14 protein-coding genes are annotated in these 13,479 nt (G+C 68.7%); 6 read left to right on the top strand and 8 right to left on the bottom strand.

What is annotated here, in order from left to right:
- Positions 1-14: 14 nt before the first annotated feature.
- The 8 genes from AC1DWT_RS00930 to AC1DWT_RS00895 form a co-directional block, all read right to left on the bottom strand.
- Positions 15-764 (bottom strand): 3-oxoacyl-ACP reductase family protein, encoded by a 750-nt coding sequence (locus tag AC1DWT_RS00930; protein WP_072949169.1) that lies wholly within the window; start codon positions 762-764, stop codon positions 15-17.
- Positions 765-766: 2 nt separating this feature from the next.
- Positions 767-1,273: a cupin domain-containing protein gene (locus AC1DWT_RS00925; protein ID WP_072949171.1), complete on the bottom strand. Its 507-nt coding sequence runs from the start codon at positions 1,271-1,273 to the stop codon at positions 767-769.
- A gap of 14 nt (positions 1,274-1,287) precedes the next feature.
- Positions 1,288-2,070: an alpha/beta fold hydrolase gene (locus AC1DWT_RS00920; protein ID WP_072949173.1), complete on the bottom strand. Its 783-nt coding sequence runs from the start codon at positions 2,068-2,070 to the stop codon at positions 1,288-1,290.
- Entirely contained in the window at positions 2,067-2,996 is a 930-nt protein-coding gene (locus AC1DWT_RS00915) for a VOC family protein (protein WP_206014339.1), read from the bottom strand. Before AC1DWT_RS00915 ends, AC1DWT_RS00920 begins: the two co-directional genes overlap by 4 nt.
- A 131-nt stretch (positions 2,997-3,127) precedes the next feature.
- On the bottom strand, positions 3,128-4,636 hold the full coding sequence (locus AC1DWT_RS00910) for an aldehyde dehydrogenase (protein WP_072949177.1): 1,509 nt from the start codon (positions 4,634-4,636) through the stop codon (positions 3,128-3,130).
- Positions 4,633-6,015, bottom strand: coding sequence for an MFS transporter (locus AC1DWT_RS00905; protein WP_072949179.1), 1,383 nt, complete (start codon positions 6,013-6,015; stop codon positions 4,633-4,635). The genes AC1DWT_RS00910 and AC1DWT_RS00905 overlap by 4 nt, the downstream gene beginning before the upstream one ends.
- Before the next feature lie 48 nt (positions 6,016-6,063).
- A complete protein-coding gene (locus tag AC1DWT_RS00900) occupies positions 6,064-6,810 on the bottom strand; it encodes an ABC transporter ATP-binding protein (protein WP_477919404.1) in 747 nt (248 codons plus the stop codon).
- Entirely contained in the window at positions 6,807-7,847 is a 1,041-nt protein-coding gene (locus tag AC1DWT_RS00895; RefSeq protein WP_477919403.1) for an ABC transporter permease, read from the bottom strand. Before AC1DWT_RS00895 ends, AC1DWT_RS00900 begins: the two co-directional genes overlap by 4 nt.
- Positions 7,848-8,006: 159 nt before the next feature.
- On the opposite strand from AC1DWT_RS00895, the gene AC1DWT_RS00890 reads away from it, so the two are divergent.
- From AC1DWT_RS00890 to AC1DWT_RS00865, 6 genes are all read left to right on the top strand, one after another.
- Positions 8,007-9,197 carry a sensor histidine kinase gene (locus AC1DWT_RS00890; protein WP_072949184.1) on the top strand — a complete coding sequence of 397 codons (1,191 nt, stop codon included), beginning with the start codon at positions 8,007-8,009 and terminating at the stop codon, positions 9,195-9,197.
- The gene (locus tag AC1DWT_RS00885; protein WP_124392048.1) at positions 9,194-9,817 is read left to right on the top strand and encodes a response regulator; all 624 of its coding nucleotides are present in this window, start codon (positions 9,194-9,196) and stop codon (positions 9,815-9,817) included. The genes AC1DWT_RS00890 and AC1DWT_RS00885 overlap by 4 nt, the downstream gene beginning before the upstream one ends.
- Before the next feature lie 55 nt (positions 9,818-9,872).
- Positions 9,873-11,357, top strand: coding sequence for an adenylate/guanylate cyclase domain-containing protein (locus AC1DWT_RS00880; protein WP_206014337.1), 1,485 nt, complete (start codon positions 9,873-9,875; stop codon positions 11,355-11,357).
- A gap of 101 nt (positions 11,358-11,458) precedes the next feature.
- Positions 11,459-12,628: an LLM class flavin-dependent oxidoreductase gene (locus tag AC1DWT_RS00875; RefSeq protein WP_072949192.1), complete on the top strand. Its 1,170-nt coding sequence runs from the start codon at positions 11,459-11,461 to the stop codon at positions 12,626-12,628.
- 4 nt (positions 12,629-12,632) lie between these two features.
- Entirely contained in the window at positions 12,633-13,058 is a 426-nt protein-coding gene (locus AC1DWT_RS00870) for an SRPBCC family protein (RefSeq protein ID WP_477919402.1), read from the top strand.
- 63 nt (positions 13,059-13,121) lie between these two features.
- Positions 13,122-13,479 (top strand): flavin reductase family protein (locus AC1DWT_RS00865; RefSeq protein ID WP_477919401.1); only part of this gene is annotated, 358 nt, incomplete at its 3' end.

Below are 13,479 nucleotides of genomic sequence, written 5' to 3'. Positions count from 1 at the left end.
CGTGGTCCCCTTCTCTAGTGCAGGACGAATCCGCCGTTGACGACGAGTTGCTGGCCGGTGATGTACGACGCCTCGGGTCCCATCAGGAACGCGACGGCGCCGACGAGATCCGACGGCTGCTGCGGCCGTTCGAGCGCGCGATTGAGGCGGTACAGCTCGTGCCGGTGCTCCGGAACCTTCTGCGCCGATTCGCTTTCGGTCAGACCGGGCGAGACGGTGTTGACGGTGATGCCGTGCGGGCCGAGGTCGCGGGACATGGCGCGGGTCAGCGCGGCCACCCCGCCCTTGGATGCGATGTAGTGCGCGAGTCGCGGCGAACCGTACAGGGCGGCGTCGGAGCCGATGGTGACGACTCGTCCGCCTCCGTTCCCGATGATGGAGGGAACGATCGCCCTGCTCACGAGGAACGTGCCGCGCAGATTCACGCCCAGCACACGGTCCCACTCGTCGATGTCGAGTTCGTGAATCGGTTTGCCGCCCACGCCGTCCGCGAGGGCCGCGTTGTTGACGAGGCCGTACAGCGGGCCACCCGAGGTGACGGTGGCCGCCATCGCGTCGACGGACTCCGCATCGCGGAGATCGACCCGCACGAACTGCGCCTTGACGCCGTCCGCGCGCAGGCTTTCCGCCGCGGCCTCGCCCCAGTCCTCGCGGATGTCGGCGAGCCACAGGGTGGCGCCGTCCTCGCCGAGCCGGCGGGCCAGGGCGAGGCCGAGACCCCGCCCCGCCCCGGTGACGAGGATGCTGCGGCCGTCGAGACTCACGGTCAGTCCCGCGTGACGCCGTGCATGGCCGACGTCTCGGGGTACGTCGGGATCTGCGGCTTCTGCGCGCCGATGATGACGCAGAACAGGGCGTCCTTGTCGCCGTTGTTCTTCAGGCTGCGGGGCACGCCGGCCGGGACGACGATCATGTCGCGGTAGCCGAGGGTGCGCTTCTCCACCTGGCCGTCGCGGTGGACGCCGACCTCCACCTCGCCCTCGAGGACGAAGAAGGCTTCCTCGGCGTCGTGGTGGGTGTGCTCCGGGCCCTCGGCGCCGGGGGGAAGCAGCATGTTGGAGAACGTGAATCCGCGCGATCCGATGGTGCGGTTGTCGTTCTCGTGGTTGCCGGTCGCGCCGGAGCCGACGTAGCGGATCTGCGCGCGCTTGAACTGGTCGCCGGCCTTGGCCTGGAAGCCCAGGGTGTCCCAGTCCTCGTGGCGGGAGCCACGGGTGAGGATCAGCGAGTCGGTGAATTCCTTCAGATCGGCGGTGCCGTATTCGAGTGTCATGTCGTGCTCCTTCTCTAGAGGTGGTTGCGTAGGCGTTCGGTGATGTGGATGAAGGATTCGACCCAGGCGTCGAAGGCGTCCGGCCGCTCCTGGTTCGCGAGGTGCCCGGCACCGCGGATGGTGACGAACACGGCGCCCGGAATTCCGCCTGCGAGAACCTGACTCGCGGGAACACCGGTCACCCCGTCCTCGTCGCCACTGAGGACGAGTGTCGGGACGTCGATCTTCGGCAGATCGGCCGTGTGATCGGCGGCCGCCATCGACTCCGCGGCGTACCCGTAGCCGGGCAGCCGGATCGACGACGCCATGATCGCCGTGGCCTTCGCGGTCAGTTCGTCGTCGGCGGTCCCGGACAGTAGCCGCGGGGCCCGTTCGGCGGCAAAGGCTTCCGCACCCTGCTGCTCGAGCGTCGCGGCCCGGGCACGCATCCGGTCGGCGGCTTCGCCGTCCGCTCCCGAGCCGACGGTGGAACTGCCGAGCAGCAGACTCCGCACGAGCCCGGGGTGGCGCAGCGCCAGCCGGGTGGCGATCACGCCGCCCCACGACATTCCGAGGACGTGCGCCCCCGCGTCCCCGCAGCGGTCGCGGATCACGTCGGCGGCGGCGTCGGCGTAGTCGTCGAGGTCGAACGGACGGCCGGGGTCTTCACTGCGGCCGTAGCCGGGAGCGTCCCAGGCCAGCAGTCGGAGCGACCCCGCGAGTTCGTCGAACTGCGGCGCGAAACTGTCCGCGCTGCCGCCAATCCCGTGCAGCATCAGCAGCGCGGGACCGGAGCCGGATTCGACGACGTGCGTCACGACGCCCGCCCGAGGTCGAACCGCTCGAACGCCCCGGGGTCGGGGACGCCGGCCATGTGGTCGCGGACCTGCGTGGACGGCGGGCCCGCGGTGCCCCACAGGTCGGAGAGCTCCGGAACCCGGCGCCACACCTTGCACAGCCACCGGTCCTCGTCGACCTGCGCGATGCCGGACGTGTACTCGCACACCAGCCCCGCCGGGTCGGCGAAGTAGGAGAACGTGTTGTCCCCGGGACCGTGCTTGCCCGGACCCCACAGCGGCACGGTGCCGTGGTGCCGCAACCGGCCGATGCCGCGCATGAAGTGGTCCACGGTGGGCATCTCGTAGGCGACGTGGTTCACCGACGTCCACTCGGCCTGGTTGAACGCGATGCTGTGATGGTCGGTGTTGCAACGCAGGAACGCCATCTGGTGCTCGGACCAGTCGGAGACCCGCATGCCCAGGATGTCGCAGTAGAACTTCACCGCAGCGTCGATGTCGACGGTGTTGAGGACGACGTGCGTGACGCCCACCGGGACGGCGTCGTCGCGGCCGAGCCTGGGGACCGCGAGCGCGTCGGCGAGCAGTTCGACGACGCGACCCTCGGGGTCTACGAGGCTCACGCCGTAGCCGCCCCCGAGGTCGTCGACCGGCCCCGGGCCGCTGACGATCGGGACACCGCGCAGTTCGAGCCTGCGGGCGGCCTCGTCGACCTCGGCGGGTGTGGCGACGGCGAACGTGATGCGGCCGAGTCCGTTCCGTTCGGCCTGCGTCAGTTGCAGCGCGTGGTGGTGCTCACCGGTCCCCCGCAGCCAGGCACCGTTCGTGCCCTGTTCGACCACGCGCAGTCCCCACACCTCCGAGTAGAAATCGGTGGATTCGAGGCTGGCCTGTGTGCGCAGTTCGACGGAGCGCAGGCACCGCAGCCGGGCTATGGGTTGGTTCATCGCAAGCCTCCAGTTGCTTAGGTCTCAATATCTTAGCGCTAAAGTAATAGGTCGTACAGAGGTGGCGGGAATTTCTTTCTGCCCGACCTATCCCACGAGCGGGTCGCTCAATTTGCCCACGAGCGGGTCGCTCAATTTGCCCAGGGGTTGGGTTCCTCGTCGAGGCCCCAGTAGATGCTCTTCTGCCTCGAGTAGGCGGCGATGCCACTGCGCCCCTTCTCCACCCCGAGTCCGCTTTCCTTGACGCCGCCGAACGGCGTGGAGATGCTGAACTGCTTGTAGGTGTTGATCCACACGGTGCCGGCCTGGAGTCGGCGGGCGAGTTTCCAGGCGCGGCGGTAGTCGCCGGTCCAGATTCCGGATGCCAGGCCGAACACCGAATCATTGGCCTGCGCAACGAGGTCCGCTTCGCCGTCGAACGGCAGGACCACCAGGACGGGTCCGAAGATCTCCTCCTGACAGGTGCGCGAATTGTTGGGCAGCCCGTCGATGATCGTCGGCAGGTAGTACGCGCCGTCGCGCAGTCGCTCGTCGTCGGGGATCGCCCCGCCGCACAGCACTCGGCCGCCTTCTTCGCGAGCGAGGTCCACGTAGGCGGCGACGCTGTCGCGGTGCTTGCGGTGGACCATCGGCCCGACCTGGGTGTCGGGGTCGCGGCCGGGTCCGAGGCGGAGCCGGGTCGTCTTGGCCACCAGTTTCTCGACGAACTTTTCGTAGATGCGGCGGTCGACGAACAGGCGGGATCCGGCGATGCAGCTCTGCCCGGTGGACGAGAAGATTCCGTACATCACGCCGTTGACGGCGGCGTCGAGGTCGGCGTCGTCGAGGACGATCGTCGGCGACTTGCCGCCGAGTTCCAGCGACACGGGCATCAGTTTGTCGGCTGCCGCGTGCGCGATGGAGCGTCCGGTGTTGGTGCCGCCGGTGAACGTCACCTTCCCGACGCCGGGGTGGGTGACGATGGCGTCGCCGACCACCGAGCCCTTGCCGGGGAGCACCGACAGCAGCCCGGCAGGCAGTTGTGTTTGGTCGATCAGCCGCGCCAGTTCGAGGGACACCAGCGGCGTCCACTCGGCGGGTTTGAGGACGACGGCGTTGCCGGCCGCCAGGGCGGGGGCGATCTTCTGCGCGTCGCTGGCCACCGGCGAGTTCCACGGCGCGATGGCGCCGACCACGCCGATGGGTTCGAGAACGCTCATCGTGAGGAAGTTGCCGCGCGGGGCGGTGAGGTCGTCGTCGGCGGTTTCGAGGACGGCGGCGAAGTAGCGGAACGTGCCCGCCGCGCTGCCGACGAGTGCCGTGGTCTCGGCGACCGTCTTGCCGGTGTTGTAGCTCTGCAGCAGTGCCAGCCGGGACGTGTTCGCCTCGATGGCGTCGGCGATGCGGTGCAGGTACTTGGCCCGCTGGTGCGGGAGCAGCGCGCGCCACGCCGGGTCGTCGGCGGCGGCGCGGCCCTTCCGAACCGCCTCGTCGGCGTCGTCGGCGGTGGCCTGGTGGATCACCTGGAGGGTGTCGCCGTTCGATGGGTCCGTGACCGCGAAGGCGGGGCCGCTCGCCTGCCGCCACTGCCCGGCGACGAGGATCCGGTCGGCGACCGGGACGAACGGCAGTGTCTGTGGTGCGGTGTCGAGGATGGTCACTGGGAGATCTCCTCGAGGGTCTTTTCGCGGGTTTCGACGGCGAAGAAGCCGACCACGAGGGCACCGATCAGCGCGACCGCGGAGAACATTCCGAAGACGACGGTGAGCGTGCCGCCCCCGTCCAGGATGGCGCCGACGGCGAGGGGGCCGACGATGATGCCGAGGCGTCCGCTCGCTCCGCCGATCGCGCAGCCGATGGCGCGCATCCGGGTGGGGTACAGCTCTGCGGTGTAGACGTAGAGCGCCATGTTGACGGCGAAGACGAACAGGGCGGATCCGGCCGACCAGAACAGGACCTTCGTCGCGGTGTCGGCGCCGGTGGCGGCGAGCAGGAAGAGCAGCGACGAGCACAGGACCATCGACGCGGTGATGCAGATGCGGCGTCCGAGGTTGTCGATGAGGAACGCGACGAGGATGCAGCCGAGCAGACCGGCGACGCTGGTGACGATGCTGTAGTGCAGGGCGGTGTCGACGCTGACATTGAATGCGGACCGGTAGAGCGTCGGCAGCCAGGACGCGATGCCGTAGTTGACGAAGTAGGCGCAGCCCCAGATCGCGGCGAGCATCAGCGTGCGGCGCAGGTAGACGCCCCGGAACGCCTCCGCGAAGGTTCCGCGGCGCACGTCGACGGTGACGGAAGGCAACGGCTGCGGAGCCGGGAGCGTCTTGCCGTACTTCTCGGTGATCTCGTTCTCGATGCGGGTCATGGCGTTGTGCGCGTCTTCGTGGCGGCCGCGGGACGCGAGCCAGCGCGGCGACTCGGGAAGCTTCCACAACATCGGCAGCAGCAGGACGGGCAGCGCACCGAGCGCGAAGAGGATCTTGTAGCCGTAGTTCGGGACCACCCACGCCGACACGATCGCCGACATCACGAGTCCGACGGGGAAGATCACCTCGTAGAGCAGCACGAATCGTCCACGCTTGTGGGCTTTGGTGATCTCGCCGATGTAGCTCGCCGCCACCGGGACCTCGGCGCCGAGGCCGATGCCCTGCACGAATCGGAAGATGAGGAAGAGCTCCAGGGAGTCGGTGAACGCCATGCCCAGGCTCATTACCGCATAGAGCGCGAGCGAGAAGATGATGACGTTGAGCCGGCCGACGCGGTCGGCGAACCAGCCGCCGGCGAGCGCGCCGACGAGCATGCCGATGCCGCCGATGGCGATTACCCAGGCGATGTCGCCGGGGGTCAGGCCCCACTTGGGAATGAGGACGGGGAGCGAGTACGCGATCATCAACTGGTCGAAGCCGTCGAAGAACGTGACGGCGCCGACGATGACGCGGGCCTTGATGTGCCACCTGCTCATCGGCAGGCGTTCGAGTCGGGCGCTGATCATCTCAGCTGTGGCAGCCATGGCGGGCGATACCGTCGTCATGAGCATCCTCAGGGTCGGGTCGAGGCATTTACTTAAGCCCTCAAAGGCTTACCGCTAAGATGTAATCTCACGCACATGAGAAACGTCAACCCTTGACTTTGAAAGAAACATATTGTTCACACCTGTGAGTACGTCGACCACGCGGTGGACTGCATCCATTCTGCACAGGTGCGTGCGGTCGTGTGTCACCAGCAGCGTCGCGACCTCGCGTTCTCGCACGACACCGAGGATCAGATCCATGATCGCGGCGCCTCGTTCCTGGTCGAGCGCGCTAGTCGGCTCGTCGACGACCAGCAGCGACGGATCGTTCATCAGCGCCCGGGCGAGGTTGACCCGCTGCCGCTGCCCACCCGACAACTGCGCCGGCCGTTTTCCGGCGTGATCTGCGAGGCCGACGGCGTCGAGCAGATCGCGAGCCTTCGCGCGCCCCGCCCGCCGCGGCACGAACCACCGCTGCCCGAGATGCGCCATCGCTTCGAGTTGTTCGAGGGCCGTCAGCGACGACACCAGGTTGGACTGCTGGAACACGATGCCGATCCGGTCGCGGCGCAGTGTGGACGCCTCGCGCCGGCTGAGAGTGGTGAGTTCGGTGTCGCCCAACCGGACGGAGCCAGAGTCGGGCCGGATCAGTGTCGACGCCACCGCGAGGAGCGTCGACTTTCCGGAACCGGACGGACCGGTGATCGCGGCGATCTCACCCCGGCCGAGGGTCAGCGACACGGAGTCGAGGGCGGTGACGCGTCCGGCGCCGTCCGGGTAGGTGAGGGTGACGTCGTCGAGGGTGAGGGCGGGTGTGGTCATCGTGTGCTCCCGAGTGCGGTGAGGGGGTCGGTGGTGAAGAGGAAGCGGAGCGCGAAGGCGGCGCCGAGGAGGCCGAGCCCGACGAGTGCGGTGGCGGGCAGGAGAGTGGTGGAGATGTCGAGCACGAACGGCACCGCGTCGCCGATCATCGACCCGGCCACGGCCGCCATCCCGACACCGGCACCCACGCCGGCGAGCAGAACGACGAGCGCCTGCCCGAGCGCGTCCCGCACGAGCGACCCGGTGGACGCTCCGAGCGCCTTCAGCGTCGCGACGTCGGGGGTGCGCTGGAGTGTCCAGACCGTGAAGAACGCGCCGATGACCAGCGCGGAGATCGCGAACAGCATCACCGTCATCAACGTCAGCGACCCGTTCTCGGAGGTGTAGGAGCCGACGGCGGAGAAGGAGTCGGCCACGGTTCGGGAGGTCGTCCCCGCGAGGGAGTTCGTGGCGTCGTCCCCGCCAGACACCGCGAGCACCGTCGCCGCGCCCCCGCGCGGGTTCGCGTGCTGCCAGTCGGCGAGCGTCATCCACACGGCCGGGCTGTGGCCGTACCAGTCGTCGCCGCGGACCGCGGCGACGGTGAACGCCTGGCCGGCGATCGTCACCGTGTCGCCGGCGGATACCCCGAGCGACCGCGCCGCGCCGTCCCCGACGATCACGGTTCCCGGCGCGGACGGTGCGCGGTCGCCCACACCGCCGTCCGCGCCCACGAGCGCCACCCCCTTCGTCGCACCTCCAGCTGCCGACGCCGAGCCTCGTCCCACCCCGATCGGGTGCACCGAGTCGGCACTCCGCCGCCAGACGGCCACCTGCTCGGACGTCAGCGCGGACTCGTCGAACGACGGACCGTCGTCGGAGGCCGCGAAGACCACCGACTGGGCGTCGATACGTTCCACGACGGACACGTTCTGGTGGCGCAATCCGGCCGTGAGACCGCTGAGAAACGTGACGAGCAGCGCAATCAGCACCACGACGACGGATATCAGCGCGAAGCGACCACGCGCGGCACGCAGGTCTCTCGATGCGACGAACACAGATGGTCCTCTCCAGATCACGACCGGCGCCGCAGTCGATGTGGGCCGGGGCGGCGCTCACGGCCTCCGAACTCACCGTGCCCCCGGCACGGCACGGTTCCATCGCACGTGGGATGGAATTCTCGGCGGTCGAAGGTCGGGTGCGGGTTCCGACTTTCGATGGATGCCGGGTGCGCTCACGTCGATAAGCTGGACGGGGTGCACCGCTCCCCTCTCACTCCCGTGTTCGCGGGACTCCAACTCGGACTGCATGCGCTGACCGCGGCGCTCACTGCAGTCGTGATCTTGCGTGCCGTCCTCCTGGACGCGCCGAACGCGCCGGCGATCGTGGTGCTGTCGGTGGCGTTTCTCGCGGTGTACGCGGCGGGGGCGACGCGACGTCTGCGCGGGGGGTGGTGGCTCGCAGCGCTGACGGCACTGTGGGTGGCCCTGATGGTCCTCGCCCCCGACGCCGCCTATCTCGCGTTCGGACTGTTCTTCCTGTACCTGCATCTGCTGCCGCGACGATGGGGAGTCCTGGCGGTCGCAGCCGCGACCGTCGTGGCGGTGGCAGGCACCGGAATGCACCGCGGCTGGAGCGTCGCGGGTGTCGTCGGTCCGGTGATCGGCGCGTGCGTCGCGGTGGCGATCGGCCTCGGCTACCGGGCGTTGTACCGGGAGGCCGTCGAACGCGATCGCCTCATCGACGAATTGACCCGGACCCGAGCCGAACTCGCCGAGCAGGAACGTGCCGCCGGTTCCCTGGCCGAGCGTGAGCGGCTCGCACGCGAGATCCACGACACCGTCGCGCAGGACCTGTCGAGCATTCAGATGCTGCTCCACGCCGTGGAACGCGCGGACCCCGGCCACCCCGCCCGGGACCGTATCCGGTTGGCGCGGGAGACCGCCGCCGACAGCCTCGCCGAAACCCGTCAGCTCATCGGCGATCTCACACCCGCCGTCCTCGACGGGCAGTCGCTCGCGGACGCGCTCGCGCGGATCTGCACGCAGGCGAGGAGCGACACCTTCGACACCATTGCCGTCGTCGTGGGGGATCCGGTGCGGTTGCCGATGCCCGTCGAGGCGGCGTTGGTGCGGATCGCGCAGGGTGCGGTGTCGAACGTGGTCCGGCACGCGCAGTCGTCCCGGATGGCGGTCACTCTCACCTACTACGAGGATGCGGTCCGGTTGGACGTCGTCGACGACGGCATCGGCTTCGATGTCGCACTTCTCGACCGTGAACCGTCGAAAGCGTTCGGGCTGAATTCGATTCGCCGTCGCGTCGAGCTGCTCGACGGGTCGATGTCGGTGGAGTCGGAACCGGGACTGACCGCGGTCGCGGTGTCGTTCCCGCTCGAGGCCGGCGCATGATCCGACTGCTGCTCGCCGACGACCACGCGATCGTGCGCGCGGGCCTGCGCGCCCTGCTCGAGCACGAGGACGACATCGAGGTGGTCGGCGAGGCGGCCACCGCCGACGCCGCCGTGGCGTTGTGCGCGACGACCCCGGTCGACCTCGTCCTCATGGACCTCCGGTTCGGCGCCGGCACGTCGGGGGTGGACGCCACCCGGAACCTGCGGTCCCTGCCGAACCCGCCGCACGTGCTGGTCGTCACGAACTACGACACGGATGCGGACATCCTCGACGCGATCGCCGCCGGCGCCGCCGGGTATCTCCTGAAGGACACTCCCCCGCCCGAACTCCTCGCCGCCGTCCGGGCCGCGTCGGCCGGCGACAGCGTGCTCTCCCCGGCCGTGGCGTCGAAACTGATGACGCGCGTCCGCCGACCGGCCACCAGCCTCAGCCCGCGGGAGATCCAGGTGCTGACGTTGGTGGCCGCGGGGCGATCCAATCGGGAGATCGGGAAGGAACTGTTTCTCTCCGAGACGACCGTGAAGTCCCATCTCGTTCACATCTTCGGCAAACTCGGCGTCAAGTCTAGGACCTCCGCAATAGCCCGCGCCCGCGAGCTGGGCACCCTCCCCAGGTGAGCGGCAAAGCGTCCGGACGCACACTTTGCCGCTCACATGCGTTTACGCTGGGAAAATGGACCCACCGGTCGTCCAGTACATCCAGCGGGACGGACACGCGCTGGCGTATCAGGTGGTGGGCGGCGGCGCGCTGGACGTCGTGTGGCTGTTCGAGATCAACATGCACCTCGACCTGATGTGGACCGACCCGCAGATCCACTACCTCATGGAACGCGGCAGCACGTTCGCCCGCACCGCGTATTTCCAGCAGCGGGGGCTGGGACTGTCCGAACCGGTCGACCACCTGCCGACACTCGAGGAGCAGGCCGACGACATCGTCGCGGTGATGGACGAGATCGGGATGCGTGAGGCAATGCTGGTGGGTGTGGCCAGCGCAAGCGGTGCCGTGGCACTCGTGGCGGCGCGGTCGCCGGAGCGGGTCACCGGAGTGGTGCTGATCCAGCCGTTCGCCGAGCGGCTGATCGGCGGCGACCACGATCCGGACGGCTGGACGGCCACCGAGCGGGACCAGTTCGTCTCCGCATGGCGCGCGGCCACGGAGTCGTGGGGGTCGGGCGCGACCGTGCCGCTGTGGGATCCCCTCGAGGATTCCCCGTTCAACCGGCGGCTGATGGCGATGCTCGAGCGAAACTCCGCGGCACCGGCCGTCGCGCGCGCCCACATGGAGTGGATCTTCCGCCTCGACTACTCGGACATTCTGCCGTCGATCCAGTGCCCGGCCCGGGTTGTGCTCGTCTCCGGTAGTCCCGTCCCCGCGACGGCCTCCCAGTACGTCGCCACCCATATTCCCGGCGGCACCTTCCATCTGCTGCCGCCTGCGCCGTCCGGCGCGTCGCTCGGTGAGGCGTGGAAGCCGATCATCGATCACGTCGAGCAAGTCGCGACCGGCGGGCACCCGACACCGGACGCCGGACAGTTCGTCGCGTCCGTGCTGTTCACCGATGTCGTCGGGTCGACGGAGATGCTCGCCCGGATCGGCGACGCCGCCTACCGCGACCTGCGCGCCACCCACGAACGGCAGGTCCGCGACGCGGTGGAGAACGCGGGCGGACGTCTCCTCAACGTGGCGGGCGACGGCACGTTCAGCATCTTCGACGGCCCCGCCGCGGCGGTCCGGTGTGCGCGGGGCGTCGTCGACGACGCGTGCACCCTCGGCCTCGAGGTGCGGGCCGGCGTCCACACCGGACAGGTGGAGCGGAACGGACCCGACGTCAGCGGGATGACCGTCCACGTCGGCGCGCGCATCGGTTCCGCGGCCGGAGCCGGGGAGGTGCTGGTGTCGCGGACCGTGCGCGACCTCGTGGTGGGGTCGGGACTGCGGTTCGCCGCTGTCGGTGAACGCGAACTCAAGGGCGTGCCGGGCCGATGGCCCTTGTACTCCCTCACCGACGCCGACCACGCGCCCCGGACCGTCCCGCGACTCACACCGAAGCTGAGCATGATCGACCAGGCCATCCTGCGGACCGCGAAGCGGGCACCGCAGGCACTGCGCGCACTCGTCGGCCTGGCCTATGCGAGGCAGCGCAAGCTGTCCCGCTGATCCGGTGCTCGGCGCGAAGTGTCTCCTTTAGAGGACTACACGCGATGCACTCGCGGCCATAGCGTTTCACTCACTGTTGCCCCCGTCACACAGGAGTGATCATGAGCAGGCTGAAGTTCGGAACGTTTCTGGCGCCGATCCACACACCGGGTCAGAATCCGACGCTGTTGTTGCAGCGCGACCTGGAGTTGGTTCAGTTGCTCGAGAGGCTGGGCTACGACGAGGCCTGGTTCGGGGAACATCATTCGGCGGGCTCCGAAATCTACGCGTCCCCGGAAATCATGATCGCCGCCGCCGGCGAACGGACCAGCCGCATCAAGCTGGGAACGGGGGTGACGTCGGTGTCGTACCACAATCCGCTGTGGGCGGCGGAGCGGATGGTGATGCTCGACCACCTGACCCACGGTCGCGTCCTGTTCGGCCTCGGTCCCGGGTCCCTGCCGACCGATGCGGCGATGCTCGGTCTGTCGCAGATCGACACCCGCGAATTGCTCGCGGAGAACACCGACATCATCATGCGCCTGCTGCGGGGTGAGACGGTGAGCGCGAAGACGCGGACCCATACGCTCGTCGACGCGTGCATTCAGATGGCGCCGTACTCCTCTCCCCTCTTCGACGTGGTCGTCGCCGCGATCGCCTCCCCGACGGGAGCGCGACTGGCCGGCCACCACGGAATCGGGCTGCTGTCGATCGCCGCGACACTGACCGCCGACGGATTCAGTGCTCTGCAACATCATTGGGGAATGCTCGAGGAATTCGCGACGCTCGCGGGCCGGAGCGAGGACGTCGATCGCTCGAAGTGGCGGCTGGTGGGTCCCTTCCACATCGCCGAAACGCGGGAGCAGGCCTACCGCGATGTCGAGCACGGCATCGAACACTGGTTCAAGTACCTGCAGCACGTTGCCGCGTTCCCGCAGATGGCGGTCGAGGGCGAGAACAAGCGCGAGATGATCGACTTCATCAACAACTCCGGCATCGGCGTCATCGGCACCGCGGAGGAGGCCCGCGCACAGGTCCAGCGTCTCGTCGATCAGTCGGGCGGCTTCGGCACTCTGCTTCTGCAGGGTCATGATTGGGCCAACCCGCAGGCCACCGCGCGATCGTACGAGCTGTTCGCCCAGGACGTCATGCCGTTCTTCCAGGGCCAGGCGCAGCCGCTGCTCGACGCGGACGAGCGTGCCCGCCGGGTGCGGGAGGGGCAGGCGGACGAACACAGGAAGGCCGTCGCGCACATGACGAAGAAGTACGAGGCCGAGCTGGGACGGGTGTAGGGCGATGGCCGAGATCAGCATTCAGAAGCAGTTCCCCGTCGGTGCCGACACGATCTGGGACCGCGTCGGCGACCCGGGAACCATCGCCGAATGGATTCCGTCAGTCGCGGCCGCCCGGATGGAGCAGGGGATCCGCCACATCGTCTTCGCCGACGGTCAGCCCGCCCGTGAGCGGATCGCCGAGCACAGTGACAGCGAACGCCGGTACACCTACGAGTACATCGACGGCCCATTGCCGTTGACGCACTACCGGTCCACCATCTCCGTGCTCGGCACGTCGTCGGAGTCCTGCACCGTGGAGTGGGCCGCGACGTTCGCCGCGGACTCGGCGGAGGTCGAGTCGGAGTTGGCGACGGCGATCGAATCGATCTATCGCGCTGCGCTCGACGAGTTGTCGATCYTCGTCTCGAATCCGTCCGTCCGCGGATAGACCTTGTTCGGAGTCCGCTTCCGTCCGGCGGACTCCGAACATTCAGCACCGAAGAAGGTACCGATGCGAACCCCCACCTCACCGCACATCACCGCCACCACCCCCGAAGACATCGCGGACGCCTACCGCACCGTCCTCGGAAAATTCTGCACCGGCGTCGTCGCCGTCACTGCACTCGACGACACCGGCAACCCCGTCGGACTGACCGTCGGCTCCTTCAGCTCCGTCTCCCTCGACCCCGCCCTCGTCGCCTTCTTCGTCGGCCGGCATTCCACCACCTTCCCCAAGGTCGCCGCCTCCGGCCGCTTCTGCGCCAACATCCTCGCCGCCGACCAACACGAACTCGGCCGCGCCTTCGCCCGCAGCGGCACCGACAAATTCCACGGAATCGACTGGACCCCCGCCACCACCGGTTCTCCCC

The organism is Rhodococcus sp. P4_B6 (assembly GCF_056402215.1).
Note: the sequence above shows the minus strand (reverse complement) of the source record. Positions and strands in the feature narration are given on the sequence as shown.

Coding starts and splice junctions, on each gene's coding strand:
- AC1DWT_RS00925 (WP_072949171.1), bottom strand. CDS start 1,273: ATGACACTCGAATACGGCACCGCCGATCTGAAGGAATTCACCGACTCG.
- AC1DWT_RS00915 (WP_206014339.1), bottom strand. CDS start 2,996: ATGAACCAACCCATAGCCCGGCTGCGGTGCCTGCGCTCCGTCGAACTG.
- AC1DWT_RS00905 (WP_072949179.1), bottom strand. CDS start 6,015: ATGCTCATGACGACGGTATCGCCCGCCATGGCTGCCACAGCTGAGATG.
- AC1DWT_RS00900 (WP_477919404.1), bottom strand. CDS start 6,810: ATGACCACACCCGCCCTCACCCTCGACGACGTCACCCTCACCTACCCG.
- AC1DWT_RS00890 (WP_072949184.1), top strand. CDS start 8,007: ATGGATGCCGGGTGCGCTCACGTCGATAAGCTGGACGGGGTGCACCGC.
- AC1DWT_RS00885 (WP_124392048.1), top strand. CDS start 9,194: ATGATCCGACTGCTGCTCGCCGACGACCACGCGATCGTGCGCGCGGGC.
- AC1DWT_RS00880 (WP_206014337.1), top strand. CDS start 9,873: ATGGACCCACCGGTCGTCCAGTACATCCAGCGGGACGGACACGCGCTG.
- AC1DWT_RS00875 (WP_072949192.1), top strand. CDS start 11,459: ATGAGCAGGCTGAAGTTCGGAACGTTTCTGGCGCCGATCCACACACCG.